Consider the following 18,218-nt stretch of genomic DNA (forward strand, 5'->3'; position numbering starts at 1 on the left):
TTTAATATGGTAGGCCCAGCAGGACTTGAACCTGCGACCAAAGGATTATGAGTACCGTAAAAATAATATCATTGGGTTTACCGCAGTATCATTTGATTTATATTTATGTAAACAAAATCAATCATTTAACGATTTATTTACAAAAAAGGTATCATTTAGTTTATGGCAATTTACATCATATTTGGTTATTATATGGTTATTATTTTGGAGAATAACCATGAAAACCAAACTTACCACCGCAAAGATTGATCGCTTAGAACCGTCCGATAAGCAATACCTTGTTTGGGATGAAAAATACACAGGACTTGGCGTGTTGGTATCGCCAAAGGGCAGTAAATCGTTTGTTTATCAAGGGCGTGTTGGTGGCAAGCAAAAACGAGTCACGCTTGGCAAATATCCACTCATGAGCTATCAAGATGCGATTGATAAAGCAAGCGAGATTAGCAAACAGATGACCGCAGGTATTGACCCTAACCGCCAAAAATCCAAACAACTCGCCAAAAACGATGAGTACGAACAAGCCAAAGTCCGCCAAAGTATCACATTTGGGCAAGCCTTTACAGATTATTTTAACACAAAAAAGGACAACTGGTCGGACAACTACATAATAGACCATGTCAAATCTGCCAGTCCGCACCTATCGGACAAACAGGGCAAAGATGGCTGTTTGGCATACATTTGGCACACGCCATTGTCCGACTTAACCCCTGAATTTGTGGAAAGCTGGATAAATCACGAAAACAAAACACGCAAAACACGCATGGCGATTGCTTACCGAATTTATCGAGCCTTTTGTAATTGGGCAAATGAGCGACAAGCCTATACAGGAATTATCCCTGATAAGTCTGCCACTGCCAAAATTGTATCAAGCACCGTGGCAAAAACAGGCAGACACAAGCACAGTCTGCAACGCACCCAATTGCCCCTATGGTTTAAAACGGTCAATACAATTAGTGATGTCCACGCCACCGCCTTAATCTGTATGCTGTTAAATGGTTCACGCCCCAATGAAATGTTATCCTTGATGTGGCGTGATGTGGATTTTGAGTGGAAGACCATTACCATCATTGATAAAGTTGACCAGTGGGAGCGTATCATTCCGCTTACGCCCTACACCGAATATCTCATCAAGCAACTGCCCAGGCATGGCGATTATGTCTTTATGACGAGTAAAACAGACACGCATACCGAGATTGGTAAACCCTATCGCAATGCCATCAGACAGGCAGGACTGCCAAGCCTGCCGCCCAAAGCCATGCGAAAATCGTTTAGCAACTTGTCCGAGTGGGTCAGCGTGCCTTATGGCATTGTTAAGCAAATCATGGGACATAGACCGAGTGCGACAGATGAAAAACACTACAAAGACCGCCCCATTGACCTGCTAAGGCACTGGCATATTATCATTGAGCAGTTTATTTTGTATGAAGCGGGCGTGGATTTGACCGTGGTTTATCCAAAGTTTGATGAGACTGTATTAAAGAGATATGTGGTTGGTGAGCAGTAAAAAAATAGCCGTTAATGACGGCTATTTTTTTTATCTAGTGAATTGACAAACAGCTACCCCCCACAAGGTTTTTGAAAATCATGCAAGCATGGCACAATGGGTTTATTTTAACCGATTGGGGTGTATGATGGACGCTGATGTCATGAATAAAAAGAAATTAGACGAGTTAAGCTATCAAGAGCAAGCAAGACTGTCTAATGAAAATGCCAAAAAGAAAATGGCACAAAATTGGGATAATGCTAGGCAGTCATTTAGCAATACCATGAGAAATTCTTGGCAGAGCTTTCAAGAGGGGGCGAGAACACCCACAGGGGACGCTCAAAATAACTTGCATTTGGTGGGAAAAAGTGCTGATACGCCAACACCCCCTAGTGCCACGCCCCCAGCCACAAATCAAACCCCAACCAACGAACAAATCGATGACGGCTATGAGCTTAAAAAAATAAACCCACCACGCCAAACTTCATATCATTTTGACTATGGCAATAAACCTGCAAGCCAACAACCACAACAGCCCCAAGCAACAATACCAACAGGGGGCATGCCAAGCCATAACCAAAGCTATACCGACCTTGTCAAAAAAGTACAAGAAGCACAGCAACAAGCCCTAGATAAACCCCAAGAAAATCTAGGACTAAGAACCCACGCCCCTGTCAGAAGCTGGGAGAATGAAGCCCAAAGAAAAGAGTTATTGAGACAAGCAACAACCGTTCATAAAGGGGCTCATGGTCTAACCGCCAATCAGTTGCGACTGGCTCATGAACTGACTAACGATGACATCAAAATGGAGCAAGAACGCCATTTACAACAAAACAATCTCAATCATCAACTGCTACAAACACAGCTACAACAAGAAGGGCAAAACGCCCGCACCCTAGCAGGCGAACAAGGAGCAAATGCTCGTGCCGTGATGAATGAGCAGGGGCAAAATAACCGCTTTAATACAAACTTTGGGCTAGATATGGCACGGTTTAATCAAGATACAGCAAATAAACAGCATGAGTTTGGACTGCGTGGCATGGAGCTAAATGCCAAACTCAAATCCCAAAGCTATGATGATGCCGTCAAGCAAGAGCTAAATAGCCTATATCATAACTATGGCTTGGCTCAAACCGATGAAGAAAAACAAGCCCTGTACGACAAACTTGGGTTCTTAACGGGTAAAGGCGGACAAAAAACCAATCCTAAAGACTATCTGATGACTGTTAGTGGTGGCGAGAGTAAGGCGTTTGGCAGTGATAATATTGTCAAAAACCCAGACCGCATTATCGATACTCGCACCATGCAAGTAGTAGATGTCGGACAAGCTGACGCAAGTAAATTTAATATCAATGACCCCAATCACCAAGCTCATGTCATGGAGCTGGTTAAGAAAGAAACCAGTGTTGAGGGTAGAAAAAAATTACTCATGGAGCAAATGGGGCTAAGTGAAGAAGAAGCCCAAATCGCCATTCAAAATGCTATGGGAGCTAAATAATGACCACGAAAAAAGACCAAGAAACCAAAGAGCAAGAAAAGCCAGTAACACAGGCAGACATTGACCGCCAAAACCGCATTAACTTCGCCACGCAAGCCTTATCACAAGACGGCTATAATCGTGGTCTGGGCGGATTTTTAAAAGACACAACCTTATCTGCCCTAAGTGGGGCGGTGTCAGCACCCCAAATGGCGGTTGGTCTGCTAGACATTCCCACAGGTGGACGTGTCGGTAAGTTCCTAGAAAATGAGGACGGTATGATAGGGTTTCGTCCGAGTGAGGCTCGCCAAATCATTGGTGACTGGAAATCTGACGAAAGCAAAATGCAAATGGCACAGTATCGTAATGCTGACGGTATCATGGCAAAAGCAGGAAAGGTGTTATCTAATCCTACTATGCTGACAGATGCAGTAACTGAGAGCTTGCCAACCATGCTTGCAGGGGGTGTTATCGGTCGTGGCGTAGGGTTAGCCCATAAAGGCTTGTCCGCCCTTAGTCGTGGTGCAATTGGCGAAGGTGTGGCAATGGCGGGCTTGTCTGCTTCTGAAAACCGAGCTGAGAGCGAAAATGGGCTACTGACAAATAAGCAAATCTTGGGGTCTATCGGAACGGGTGTCGCTGGCTCGGCTTTTGGCTATGCAGGGGGTAGGCTTGCTCAAAGACTGGGTGTTGATGATATTGATACGGCAATGGTGCGTGGGTCGTTGGCAGATGATACCGCTCGCAAACTAAGTCAGGAGCAAATAGATACCAAGCTTTTGGCAGGAGAAATAGGCAATGGCACAACCAATCGTGCGGTCGGTGGCTTAAAAGGCTTAGTCAAAGGGGCAGTGTTAGAGGGCTTTACCGAAGAGTTGCCACAAACCATGAGTGAAACTGCCATTAATAACTGGGCAAATGACCGTCCGCTCATGAAAGACATGGTAAACAATGCCGTACTTGCCACGTTGTCAGGCATGGCGATGGGTTCACCAACAGGGGCAATATCGGGGGTTAATAACGCCAAGAATAATCAGGCGTTACAACAAAGACTTGAACAGTTGCAACAAGCACAGCAAAACAGCATAGCCCAAGAAGCCCCTGCTAACCTGCCAACGGTGGCAGGCAATGATGGGTATTATGACTTATCTGATATTGACACAGCACCGACTACCCCTATCGGTTTTCATGAAGATGTGGCAACCTCATCAGTTAATGAGTATACCTACTCATTGCCAAGTGATATGGGACAAACGATTGGCACTCGCTCCATGCCAGATGATGTGCCTGATGTGGCAAATGACCCAAATTATCCACTACCTAACGCCCAAAGTGGACAAAATCCCCAAAGTCAGGAAGTGCCAACAAACCTACCTGATGTGGCAAATGATGAACAGCCAACACCACAAAATACACCCCTTGCTGATGTCAATCCCCAAACATTTGCCAATCCCCAAAACTTTGACAGTTGGCTAAATCAAGATGAATTTGTCAATCAGTACAAGGCACAGCAGGAGTTAAAAGCCCAAAAACCGTCCGAACGAATGGGGCTAGACCCCAATCAAGGCTCGCTGACCCGTTCGGCGGTTGTGGCGGTGGACAGTGGGGCAGCACAGGCGATAAACCCACAGGCAGGTGTGGTGGCAGGTGCTACACAAGCCCAAGCCCAAGAAGGTACGCTTGCTCGTGCGTCCATGCAATCAGAACCGCTATCGGCATATCAAACCCAGCTCCAAGAGCGGACAGCACAGCAAGAAGTGCAAGCCCAAGAAGCCAAAGCGGTGTTTGCCAATGCCCCAAAACTCATCGGCAAACAAAACTACATCCAAAACCAAAACGAACGCTTGCCCACACAAATCATGGCGGTAGAAGCAGACAGTCTCATGCCCAGCGTGGATAACACCACAAACCAAGCCCGAGACAGAAGTCGCACCGCCAGTCGTGTGCAGGTGGATAACATCGCTAATAACCTAGACCCCATGCAATTGACCGACAGCACGGTCATGGGGCATGGCTCGCCAACCATTAGCGATGATGGCACAATCATCGCAGGTAATGGGCGGACAATGGCAATCAAACAAGCCTACTTGCAAGGCAAGGCGGACGAATACCGCCAAATGCTCATGGAGCGTGCAGACGAGTACGGACTGGATAAAACTGCCCTAGCAGGTATGAAAAATCCTGTATTGGTCAAAAGTGTGGGTAATGTGGGAGCAGATAAGCTAAGACAGCTCGCCCTAAACTCTAACGAGACAGGCACGATGACCCAATCAGCCTTTGAGAACGCAAGGGCGGACGTGGAGCGTGTGGCAAATATCAATCTAAACCAGCTAAAAGCCGATGAGCGGGGCGATATCAACACGTCAAGCAATCGCCATATCATCAATGAGTTTGTCAGTCAGTTCCCCATTGAGCAACAAAACGCCATGCGAACTTCTAATGGCGTGCTATCCAAGCAAGGGCTTGAACGTTTTGAAAATGCCCTACTGCTATCTGCCTATGGCGACAACCCAACCACGCAAGCAATCTTAGAAAGTACGGATGAAGAAGTTAGAAATGCAGTCAAGGCAATCGTGGCAACCGCCCCAACAGTGGCAAAAACCAAACAGGGTATACAAGACGGCATGACCCCCAATGATGACATTGCCAGCGACATTACCGAAGCCTTGTCTATGCTTGCCAAACTCAGACGAGAAGGGGTCAAACCGTCCGACTATCTGGCACAGACAAATCTGTTTGGCGATGAGTTAAGCCCCGCAGGGCAAAGACTGCTTGCCTTTATGGATGCCAACATCAAAAGCGTGGTAAAAATTCGTCAGCTTTTGTACAAATATTATGATAATCTATCACAAGAGAACCTAAAACAAGATGATATGTTTGGCAAAGAGACCCAAACCAAACAATCACGCCTAAACCAAGCCTTACAGGAGCTAGGACATGACCAATTCGTCCAACCAACCACAGCAACCACAGCAACAGCAGAACAAGCCAGACCCACTAGCCAAGCTAGTCAAGTCAATGAGCGACCCGAAAAAAGCGTCAGCGATGAACAAAGCATTGGACGAGATGATGGGCGAGTAACTGATAGTCAGACCGCCAAAAGCAAAACAAAACAAAAACCTAAAAACGCCCTAGACGCTAACAAAGACAAGCGGGTCAAAAAAGCCCAAGAAAAAGCGGACACCCAGCTGAGACAGGATTGGGGCGTATCGATGATTGGTAATTTCGAAACCACTGATGAGTTTCCTGCTGATTTTTCAAAGGAAAATAGCGACCCAGTCAAAGAAGCTTTTTTAAAAGACAGTGAAGATTACCTAAAAATCGTCCAGTATTTGCTCGAAGGTCAAGGTTATTCTTTATACAACGGCAAAAATGGCAAGCCCGAAAAAATCAACATCAACCATGATGATGTTACGCTCATTATGCATAAAGAGCGTGTGAACATCTATGTAAAAATATCAGCAAGCCCTATATTTACTGGCGAATACGGCGAGAAAAAACACCCGCAAAATGTCCATATTTTATACCGTGTGAGCAAAGGAGATTACAGCAATCGACTCAGTGCAGGTAGCAACAATTTTAATCAAGCCACTTTGACGGCAGGCGAGCTTGCCCAAAAATTGGATGAATTGGTACAAAGAGAGATTTTCCGTGACAAGGTAGATTTCACCAAGTCTATTAATGACAATGCTATCAAAAACTTAACCAATGAACAAGCCCAAGCAGTTTTGGATATGTTTAATGGCAAAGAAGTGGACAAATCGGTGTTTGGCAGCCAAACACAAAATAACACCACTCTTTCCCAAGCCAACAACCAAACAAGCACGCCTGCCACACCACAGAACGCAGAACAGGCACAAGATGACGGTGATGTTGTCTCAAAACTGGGGTTAGACAGAGCATTATTTGAAAAATTAAAAACCCATCGTCAGCAAGGGGGCGATTGGAATGAATTTAATTTGATGAATGATTTGAGAAAATCAGCCAACACAGAAAAAGTCACTGCCGAATACAAAAAGAATTATAACAAAGAGCCTAGAAAAATAGACTTGATGGCATTTTTGACACAGCAAATCAAAAATGCCATTGACAATCCAAGTCAAACGACGGATAATCCAGAAGCATCTAGCCAGCAACAGGAGCAACAAAATGCTATCACAAACCGAGCTCAAAGCCCATCTGACAGAATACTGGCAGACACACCGTCCGACAGCGTGGCAACAGATGACACCAGAGAGACAGCAAGCCTTCATTCAAAGTCTGATGAACCGAGTGCAAGACGAGACACAAATCAATCAACAAATGGCGATGACAGCCAGCGAAGCACAGGCGTACTCTCTGATGGAGCTAAAACAGGCGTTTCCGAGCGAGTAGAAACGCAAAAAAATAACCAGTCATCAGCTGATGTTGATGATGGTATTGCCACGCCTGCAAAACAAGAACAAACCACAACGCAAGCCCTAGACAACGCCCTATCCACCACCAATGCCCCTACCTTCGCCCTATCTGATGAGATGGTACAAACAGGCTCGGTCAAACAAAAGCTAGAAACCAACATTGCCATCATTGAGCTTTTACAAGCCCTAAAAGCCGATAACAGACAGCCCACCAATGATGAAAAGGCACTCATGGCAAAATATACAGGCTTTGGTGGGCTTACTGACGCTTTTCCCGACAGTCAAGGCAACTATAAAAAAGGCTTTGAAACATTGGGGGAAAAACTTAAAAATCTGTTAAGCCGTGATGAGTACGACAACGCCCGTGCCAGCTCTACATCGGCATTCTTTACCCCACCTAATGTTATCAATGCAATGTGGGACATTGCACAAAGACTGGGCTATAATGGTGGTGTGGTGCTTGAACCGTCCGCAGGGATTGGGGCATTCATCGGACACGCCCCCAAAAACCTACCCCAAAACATCATCGGTGCAGAGATTGACCCCACCACCCACGCCATTACAGGCTATCTCTACCCACACGCCAACATCTTTAACCAAGGTTATGAAACCTTGTCTTTGCCTGATAACAGCGTGGATTTGGCAATCGGCAATCCCCCTTATGGCGGTGTTCGCCTAAATTTCAAAGACAAGCCCCACCTATCAGGCAAAACCATTGCCAACAGCTTTATGCAAGGCACACTAGAACAGGTCAAACCGAGTGGCTTATCGGTCATGGTGGTGTCATCGTCCTTTATGGATAGCACAGACGCTAGTACAAGAAAGGCAATGGCACAGCTTGGCGAGCTTGTCGGGGCGGTACGCTTGCCCAACACCACCTTTGATGAAGCAGGGACGGCGGTGGTGGCGGACATTCTTGTCTTTAAAAAGCACGATGAAGCAACCCTGCAAGCCTACAAAGATGGCACAAATAATACCTATCCGTCTTGGGTGCAAAGTGGTAAACGCCAAAATGATGACGGCACAGAAGTCAATTTTAACCCTTATTTTGATGATAAAATTGCAGGCGAGTTTGAATTTGGCACCGGCGAAGGTGGGCGAGCGGTCTATACCGTCAAAGAGACAGGCGGTATTGAAAAAGCCCTAGATAGCTTTGTTAAATCCTTTGAAAAAGTCAAGTCCACACGCACTGTCAAAGAAATCCAAACCGAAATTGACACCGCCAACAAAGCGATGATTGAGAGCCTAACCTTACACTCAAATGGACAATCCGAAGGTTATATCGGTCGTGAAAATGGTGTATTGGTACAAGTCATTGAACGCACAGATGGCAACGCAACAAGCCTAACTAAACGCCCACTACTACCGTCTAGTGTGTGGTCGGACAGCTATTCCCAAGATTTGGACGGTCGCTGGTATCGCCTAGAAGATGTCAAAGACAAAAACGGCAAGGCGATCAAAGAAAAAGACAAAGACGGCAAAACCCTACGCACCAACAAAAAACAAAAAGTCTATTATGACGAAAAAGACATTTCTCCCCAATCCAAACTGGGTGATCGTGGCATGAATGTCATCAGCAGGGCTCTAGAAATTCAAGGCTTGATTGAAAATCAGCTCCGCTTAGAACAAGGTGGGGCAAGTGATACAGACATTGAGAATAACAGGAAAGAGCTAAACCGTGCTTATGATGAGTTTGTCAAAAAATTTGGCTATCTAAACAACGCCAATAACGCCAAGTACATTGACAAACTGCCAAAAGCCAACTTTATCCTAGCCCTAGAAATAGGCTATAAAAAAGAAGTGGCGATTGGTACAGGCAAAAACAAAGAGATTAACGAGCCTGAAAAGGCAGGTAAGGCGGACATCTTATCCAAGCGAGTGCTTGAACCCAAAGCCCAAAAAACCAAAGCTGATAGTCCCCAAGATGCCCTAAGTTTATCGCTGGCTTATCGTGGCTATGTGGATTTGGATTTAATGCAGGATTTGACAGGGCAGACTAAGGAGCAATTAACCAACACCCTAAGCAAGACAGGCGAGCTGTTTTTTGACCCACAAAGTGAAAGTTGGGTCATCAAAGATGAGTACCTAAGCGGTAACATCCGCCAAAAGCTAAACACCGCCAAAGAGCATAACCTTACCCAAAATGTGACGAAGCTTGAAAAAGTCTTGCCAAAGGACGTTGAGATTGAAAATATCTCTATTCGTCTGGGTATGAACTGGTTGCCTGAACAAATTTATGGCGATTTTGCCAAACAGCTATTAGGCAATCCTAATGCGTATGTGGAGTATGAGCCAATCACGCACACTTATAGCGTGGTCGGTAGTGCCAGTCATACTGCCATCAATGAGTTTGGGGCGGGCGGTAAAAATCCTGAATGGATTTTGGATAAAATCCTAAATAACAAGCAAATCCGTGTAACCCGAACTGTTGATAAACAAACCATACTCATGGTAGATGAGACGGCAGAAGCCAATGACATGGCAAAAACAATCAAGGGCGAGTTTGAAAACTTCATCTACTCACACCCTGATATTGCCAACATTGCCAAGCTTTATAATGAGAAGCATAATGCGGTCGTGGGGCGTAAATATGATGGCTCGCACCTAGAATTGTCGGGTAAAGTGCCTGACAACGTCATCAAACTAAGAACGCACCAAAAAAATGCGGTATGGCGTGGTGTTACCACCAATGCGGTGCTATACGACCATGCGGTCGGCTCTGGCAAGACCTTTACGGGCATTGCTCGGGCGATGGAGCGTAAAAGATTAGGGCTATCCAAAAAGCCTGTCTTGGTTGTGCCTAATCACATGGTGGGGCAATTTGCTCAGGACATCTACCGCCTATATCCGTCTGCCAATGTGCTTGCGGCAGGAACAAAAGACTTTGCCAAACGCAACCGAAAGCGTCTATTTGGGCAGATTGCCACAGGCGATTATGACATCATTGTCTTGCCCCATTCGTCTTTTGAGTTCATGAAGTTGTCTGCTGACCGTCAAAAGATTATGCTAGAACAAGAGCGTGATAAAATCATGAATGCCATTCGTGCCATGAAAGCCGAGCAAGGCAAGCGTGAGAGTGTCAAACAGCTAGAACAAGCCAAAAAGAACCTAGATACCAAACTGGAAAAACTTGCCAAAACCAAACGCCATGACAGCGAGTTTAGTTTTGAGCAAATGGGTATTGATGACATCACGGTGGACGAAGCTCATGAGTTCAAAAACCTATTTTTTACCACAAAAATGCAAGGGGTTAAAGGTTTGGGCAATCCTGCTGGCTCAAACAAGGCGATGGATTTGTGGTTAAAAACCCAGTATTTGCACCAAACAAATGGTAGCGTGGCGTTTATGACAGGCACGCCCATATCAAACAGTGCTGCCGAAATGCACGCCATGATGCGATACTTAATGCCCGACACCTTGGCAGAAATGGGGCTAGATAACTTTGACGCCTGGGCGAACACCTATGCGGAGAATGTCGCCAAATTTGAAGCAACCGAATCAGGACAGCTCAAACTTGCCACCCGTTTTGCCCGTGAATGGCAGAACATGGGCAGTCTTATGAACCTATGGCAAACGGCAACAGACAGCGTTACCAATGAAGACATTAAGGCAACCTACAAGGCAGAAACAGGGCAAGAGTTCCCCTTGCCACAGGTGGACGGTGGCACAAGAAAAAGCGTGGTGGTCAAGCCAACCGCCCAACAAGAGCAGATTTTGCAGATGATTTTGGCGGGGTTTGCCAAGATTGAAGCCAAAGAGTTGGATAAAGAAGAAGCGGACAAACTTCGCTTACAGCTTATGGATTTGGCAACCAAAAACGCCCTAGACCCACGCACCATTAACCCAAGCCTTGATGCTGGCGGAAAGATTGGTGCAGTGGTGGATAATGTGGTGGACACTTACCACAAATGGAGCGATGATAAGGGTACGCAAATCATCTTTTTAGACCGCTCAATCCCCAAAAGTCGTGGCGATGACAAGAAAATCGCTGAATATGAAGCTCTACTACAACGCCGTGAAAACGCCATACAAACTGACAATGACGAGGAGTTACTCAAAGCCAATGACTTGTTAGATAAATATGATGAAAACGAAATGGCGGAGCTCATTACCGCCAAAAATGGTGGATTTACGGCTTATGATGAGATTAAAAAGGGCTTGATTGCCCGTGGCATACCTGCCGATGAGATTGCCTTTATCCAAGAAGCTGAAAGCGATGATGATAAAACCGCTTTGTTTGATCAAGTCAATGCAGGGCGTGTGCGTGTCATCATTGGGTCAAGCCAACGCATGGGGGCAGGAACGAACATTCAAAAACGTCTGGTGGCATTGCACCACGTGGACGCACCGTGGAAACCGTCCGACATTGAACAGCGTGAAGGGCGGATTATCAGACAGGGTAATGAGCTGTACGAAAAATACGGTCATGATAACTTTACCGTCTCTATCAATGCCTATGTTACCGAAAAAACGGCAGATGCCAAGCGTTGGGACACGATGAGTGCCAAACTAGGTACGATTAACGCCATTCGTCATTATAATGGCGAACATACCCTAGATTTCCAAGAAGATGATGATAATTCATCATTCCAAGAGATTGCTGCCCTTGCCACAGGCAATCCCCTAATGCGTGAGCGTGTGGAGCTGACCGCCCAAAAAGAACAGCTAGACCGTGCCAAACTCAATCATCAAAAACGAGATGCTGGCAATCGCACCAAACTCACCCAAGCCCAAAAAAATGCCAACGCCCTGCCTAAGCAGATAGAAGCCTATACCAAGGCAAAAGCCCAATATGACGAGCTATTGCCACAGGCACAGGCACAGTTTGACAAAACAGGCATCACGATTGACGACAAGCGGTTTACCGACCGTAAAAGTGCCAATGACTATATCAATGACAAAGCCAAACAAGCCACAGACAACGGTAAAAAGGCAAGCTATGTCATCGATGGCGAGAGCGTTGCCAGTCTATCAGGGGCAACCGAGAAAATCCGCCAATCACAGATAGCCAAAAAAGGCACAACCCCAACACTCATCACAACAGACGGCAAAACGTCTGCTATCGTGAGTGAGGCGGTAACTGACAAGGTCATCAATCAGGTTAATAAGCACAATAACGAGACCGCCATTGCTCAAATCATGGGCTTTAATGTGCTAAGTTATGATACAGGGTCAAACACCCTTTTAACCTTAGAGACCCAAGACGGCTATGAGATAGCCAACACCACCCTAGATCACTTCGCCACTCGTGAGAAAGTGGAGAATGCCTTTGGACGGTTGGTGGGTAGTTTGGGGCAAAATGTCAATAATTCCTTACAAAATGTTCAAAATCAATTAAAAATCGCCAATGACACCATAGAGCAACTGCAAGACAAAACAGGCTTGCCCTTTGATAAAGAGCAGGAACTCAAAGACGTAAGCGACCGCTTAAATGATGTGCAAGCTCAACTGTCCGATGATGACAGCGAAAATCAATTTAAGGACGATGCTAAATTTGCTGACTTAAAAGCCTTGTTAGGCAGTCGCACCCTACAAAATGGACAATCTGCCACGCCATTTGTGCCAACGGCTAATTATGAAACCGGTAATAAGGCAAGTGCAAACCAAGCACTGTCACAAGCGGATTTTGATGAACTAAGAACCATACAAAAGGACATGTTGTCTGTGCTAGACAGCTTGCCAGAGTCTGACCCTAAAAAAGACCAATACACCAATGAAGTCTATGCCCTAGACCGCAGCGATGAACAGCCCGCCAAAGATGCCAGAAATAAACTCATGAAAGACATTGCTACTTATGAGCTGGTGGTAAGAAAAGCAGGCGAGCTATCAGACGGCTTGGGAGCATTGGGTTATACCGTCAAGGCGGATAAGGTCGAGCAGACAGATGACAGCTATACCACGAACATAACCGCCACCAAAGACGATAGGGTGCTAGACATTCGTATCAATAGAATGATCAATGAACACCGAGCCAATGACCCGACAAGAAATGGCGTGTTTGTCAATGACAATGGGTTAAATTATTCATTTAGCATTAATGAACTTGCCATTAGTCAAGGTATTGATAACTATCATGAGTATAAAACCAATGGTAAGCATTTTGGCGATAACCGCCCACAGCTAACCTATGCAAAAGGCACGACATGGCAAGAGCAAATGCGAACCGAGCTGGCACGACTGTTTGACGATGACCCACGCCTGAGCGGGTTTGTGGAAATGGCGAATAATCCAAAGCTGGCAAGCTCCTACAAAAACGAAATCCGCCTAGCCTTAACGCACTATGCAGACAGACAAGCCGAAAAGGGCAATGCCCTATTGCCCCATGAAGTAGAAAGCGGTATCGCCAATAGACGCCATGAGCGTCAAGTCAAGGCAGACCGCCCCTATTTTGGTAAAGACCGACCCAAATTTGACATTGGTGAGAAAGCAAAAGACACCAAACAAGAGATAGCAGGGCAACTGGCACGCTTGTTTGATGATGACCCAAAATTGTCAGAGTTCACCGATGAAGCGAACAAGGCAACCAGTCCTTTGAAACTAGCGATGATACTAAACGCCATTAAAGACCATGTCAGTCGCATGGTCATGGACGGCAAAGCCTTGTTTATGGGCGAAGTGCTACAACGCCAAAATGCAGATTATCACGCAGGTAAGCTCAAATTTAGCAAACAAGGCGGACGTTATGGCACAACCGCCCAAGACGTGCTGGACGTGTTAAATAACCGTTTTGGCAAAGACACCATTAAAAAACTGCTAAATAACGATAGCCTAAAAATCATCAGTCTGGCCGAAGCCAAAGCCCAATTTGGTAATATCCCTGATGATGTGGACGGCTTTTATACCGATGGCACAGCTTATCTTATCCATGACAACATACACACCGATATGATTGTGCCAACGTTCTTGCATGAGCTTGGCGGACATGGCGGACTACAAACGCTGATGAGCGAGCGAGCCTATCAGAGCCTACTAAATGAGTTTCATGACATGGTGGCAAGGGGCGATGAGACTGCCAAACAAGCCAAAGCCCTAGCCGATAGGCACTCACGCACACAGGCAGAAGCCGACAGCGAGTATTTGGCATACATGATTACCCTAGCGGGTCGCAACAACTCATCAAAGGCAAAGAGCCTAATGAACCGTGTCATCATGGCGGTTAAGACGTTCTTAAAAAATACCTTTGGTATCAGTCTTGCCTTAACGCCTAATGACATTCTTGCCTTGTCTGAAAAAATGGTCAGAGACAGGGCAAATGGACAAGTGGGTAATGGGATTGATGATGTTTGGTATAGTAAGCCCACGCCCCAAACTGAAATCGATGACGTTCAAAAAATATATAAAAACACAGACGAGTGGTTAAAAGCACCCAACGGCGAACCAACTCGTTTAACTAAAAAGCAATGGCTACAAGTGCGTACACCGAGCTTTAAAGCATGGTTTGGTGATTGGGAAAATGACCCTGATAATGCCAGTAAGGTGCTTGATGAAAATGGCGAGCCACTTGTGGTTTACCATGGCACGAAACGTACAAATCGTTTTTATGCTTTTGAGAATAATTCACATGGTTTGCATTTTGGGACAAAAGAACAGGCAAAAGCAAGAAACTCAGGCAGACTAATACAGGCATTTCTAAATATTCGTAATATTGAGTGGGTGGAAGACCAAGGTGTGCATTGGAGTTTTGATGTTAAGTATGCTCCGCAGAGAGGTATTGACGGTTTTATTTATGAAAATGAAGTTGAGGGTAGCGGAGATAGTTTTGTGGCATTCTACCCAAATCAAATCAAATCCGCTACTGATAATATCGGTACATTTGACTCAAATGATGATATTAGATTTAGCCGTATGGCGGACATGGCGGATTTTTATGACAAAAATCAAGACAAAGCCAAAGAAGTGCTGGGTAAGTTGGGCGGTGTGGTTAATGACTTTATCAACAATCCCAAGTCATTTGTTAAATCTGCCAAACAAGGCGTGGGCGGTAAAGCTCAAGACCATTTGGGTAAGTTTTTGCAGTTTTTAGGCAGACGGCAACTGGTGGACTTGTTCGCCAAAAAACTAGACGGCTTAAAGGCATATAGCGACCGTGTGGCACAAATGGACGCTGACAGTAACGAAAATGCGTTTAGAGCCGATAAATTGGCGGTCAAATGGGGTAAGCTAAAAGACGAGCAAGCCCTAGCCGAGCTTATGCACGATGTTACCCAAAAAGGCATAGACCCAAGCCGTTCCTACCAAACAGGCGATAAGGCACAATACCAACGCTTAAAACGAGCGTATGACAAGCTCACGGACGATGCCAAAGCGGTGTACGAACAGGCAAGAGATGATTACCAAGACTACTACAAAAACCTGCACGAAGCCATGACAGGGCGGATTAAACGCAATGCCAAATTATCCAATGAACGCAAACAAACGTTACTGGACGAGCTAGATAAGCAATATCAAGCCACGCAAAAGGTGTTTTTCCCGCTCACGCGTTTTGGTGATTATGTGGTGGTGGTCAAAGACACGGACGGTAATGTGGTCAATGTCGCTCGTGCCGAAACCAAAGCAAAAGCAGACGAGATAAGACGTGGGCTTATCCGTGATAATCCTAATCATCAGGTGGGGCAAGTGGTGCTGGGGCGTGATATGGATATTCGTGAGCTGGGCGGTGTGCAGGCATTGGCAAGTGAGTTTTTGACCGATGAGCTGGATTTGGGAGATGAGCTACACCAAGCCTACCTAAACAGCTTACTTGACCGTCAATTTGCCAATAATAACGTGGAGCTAAAAGGGACGAAAGGGTTTAGCACCAATGCCCGCCGTGCCTATGCTCATCACATGAGCCGTGGCGGTTATCATATCGCCAAACTAAGACATACTGACAGACTGCGGACAGAGCTTGACCGTATGCAGAAGCATATTGATGAGAACGTGGATAACCCTGATTATGACCACGTTACCATGCAAAGAGTGGTGGACGAGATGGAAAAACGCCACAGCCTGCTCCTTGATCCACCGTCAAGCCCTGTATCAACCATGGCAACAAGTCTAGGTTTTATGTGGTATATGGGGCTATCTCCTGCCAGTGCGTTGGTAAACATCTCTCAGACATTCTTGGTTGCCCTGCCAATGATGAGTGCAAAATTTGGCAGTGTAAAATCGGCAAAAATGTTGGGTGAGATTTCAAAAATCCTGGCGACCAATAAAAATGACTTGACCGAAGTGCTGACAGGCGATGAGCTAAAAATGTTTAAAAAAGCGGTGAATATGGGTGTGATTGACATGACCCAAGCCCATGATTTGGCAGGGATTGCTAATGGCGAAGATAGTAGGGTGTCACAAGCGATACAGCCTGTGATGAAGGTGGCGAGCTTTATGTTTCATCAAGCCGAAAAATACAACCGCCAAGTAACCTATTTGGCAAGTTATCGGTTGGGTATTGAAAAGGGATTAAGTCCAGAACAGGCAATGGAGCAGGCGATACAGCTCACCTATGATGGTCATTTTGACTATGCCAGCTCCAACCGCCCAAGATTCATGCAGGGTAATTGGCAACGGGTGTTGTTTTTGTTTAAACAGTATAGCCAAAACATGGTTTATACACTCACACGGCAAACCTATCAAGCCGTTAAGGGCGAAACAGCAGAGCAAAAGCGTGAGGCAAGAAAGATTTTGGGCGGTATTTTGGCAGGTCATGCTCTGATGGCAGGGGCATTGGGCTTGCCCTGGGTCATTACCATGCCATTTTTGGCGATGTTTTCGGCTTTGGGTGGCGATGATGACGATGAGCTGACCGACAATGAGACCGAGTTTAGAAACGCCCTAGCCAGTGTTGTCGGTAAAGATTTGGCAGAAGTCATCGCCAAAGGTGTGCCAAGAGCGTTTGGGGCGGATTTATCCACTCGTGTGGCGTTAAATGACCTTATCATTCCACGCACCCAAGACGGACTAGAAGGGCAAAGACAGGGCGAGAATGTGTTAGCGGCAGCAGCAGGACCATTTTTTGCCATTCCTATCTCAATGCTAAAAGGCATGGGGCAAATCGGACAAGGGCAAACCCTGCAAGGCGTGGAGAACATGATACCCAAAGCCCTAAGAGACCCCCTAAAAGCCTATCGCTATGCCACCGAAGGCAACGTGGACAAATCGGGCATTGAGATTGTGGAGCGTGAGAATGTCGGTATATCAGACATCGCCCAGCAAGCGATTGGATTTAGAAGTGGGAAGTTTGCCAAAGCCCAAGAAGTCAAATCAGCGATATATCAAGCGGATAAACAGCTTACTGCCATTCGCTCTGACCTTGTCAGACAATACGCCCTAGCCAAAAGAAATGGCGATGATGAGCAAATGGATAGGATTTGGGAAGAGATTAAACACTTTAATGTCAAACACCCAAGCGTAAAAATTACCAAACCTGCCCTAATGCAGTCTATCCGCCAACGCCAAAGACGGATTGATAATGCCAAAGACGGTATTTATCTGTCCAAAAACCGTGAGTATTTGCGAGAGTATGGGGCGTTTGGGGTGGGTGGATAAGAAATAAGCTAGTTAAGCTCTTTTTCGTATGCCCTGATAGCGTCCATAATCAGCTGATTTTGGGGAATGCCTAGGTGTTCGGCTAGGGATTTGATGAGCTCTACATCGTCTTGATGGAGTTTGTAAGTCTTACTGACAACACCCCGTTTGGCATCTGATTTGGCTTGAATTTCTACTCTTGACTTTGGCATAGATAGACCTTATAATAAAAATCAAGGAATGTGCTAAGCAGGACGGCTATCCTACTTAGCACCCAGTTTGTTAGTTGGTAGCTAACTTACTGGCTTATTGCTTACCAAGCATTTCTGCTTATGAGTAGTAAGACAATAAGGACGAT

At 45.8% G+C, this 18,218-nt stretch carries 4 protein-coding genes; 3 read left to right on the forward strand and 1 reads right to left on the reverse strand.

All coding sequences use genetic code 11. From position 1 onward, the window contains the following. The first annotated feature begins 217 nt into the window (after positions 1 to 217). From IM753_RS03075 to IM753_RS03085, 3 genes are all read left to right on the forward strand, one after another. A complete protein-coding gene (locus tag IM753_RS03075) occupies positions 218 to 1,504 on the forward strand; it encodes a DUF4102 domain-containing protein (RefSeq protein WP_194108622.1) in 1,287 nt (428 codons plus the stop codon). A gap of 88 nt (positions 1,505 to 1,592) precedes the next feature. Beyond that, the gene (locus IM753_RS03080; RefSeq protein ID WP_194108623.1) at positions 1,593 to 2,981 is read left to right on the forward strand and encodes a hypothetical protein; all 1,389 of its coding nucleotides are present in this window, start codon (positions 1,593 to 1,595) and stop codon (positions 2,979 to 2,981) included. Continuing rightward, on the forward strand, positions 2,981 to 17,881 hold the full coding sequence (locus IM753_RS03085) for a PLxRFG domain-containing protein (RefSeq protein WP_194108624.1): 14,901 nt from the start codon (positions 2,981 to 2,983) through the stop codon (positions 17,879 to 17,881). The genes IM753_RS03080 and IM753_RS03085 overlap by 1 nt, the downstream gene beginning before the upstream one ends. 8 nt (positions 17,882 to 17,889) lie before the next feature. On the opposite strand, the gene IM753_RS03090 is transcribed toward IM753_RS03085, so the two are convergent. After that, on the reverse strand, positions 17,890 to 18,072 hold the full coding sequence (locus IM753_RS03090) for a hypothetical protein (protein WP_078275341.1): 183 nt from the start codon (positions 18,070 to 18,072) through the stop codon (positions 17,890 to 17,892). Positions 18,073 to 18,218: the final 146 nt, after the last annotated feature.

Source organism: Moraxella sp. K127, from assembly GCF_015223095.1.
Classification (GTDB): Bacteria; Pseudomonadota; Gammaproteobacteria; order Pseudomonadales; family Moraxellaceae; genus Moraxella.

Bases quoted from the DNA above. Each gene is read 5' to 3' on its own strand.
- IM753_RS03075 (WP_194108622.1), top strand. From the start codon at position 218: ATGAAAACCAAACTTACCACCGCAAAGATTGATCGCTTAGAACCGTCC.
- IM753_RS03080 (WP_194108623.1), top strand. From the start codon at position 1,593: ATGGCACAATGGGTTTATTTTAACCGATTGGGGTGTATGATGGACGCT.
- IM753_RS03085 (WP_194108624.1), top strand. From the start codon at position 2,981: ATGACCACGAAAAAAGACCAAGAAACCAAAGAGCAAGAAAAGCCAGTA.
- IM753_RS03090 (WP_078275341.1), bottom strand. From the start codon at position 18,072: ATGCCAAAGTCAAGAGTAGAAATTCAAGCCAAATCAGATGCCAAACGG.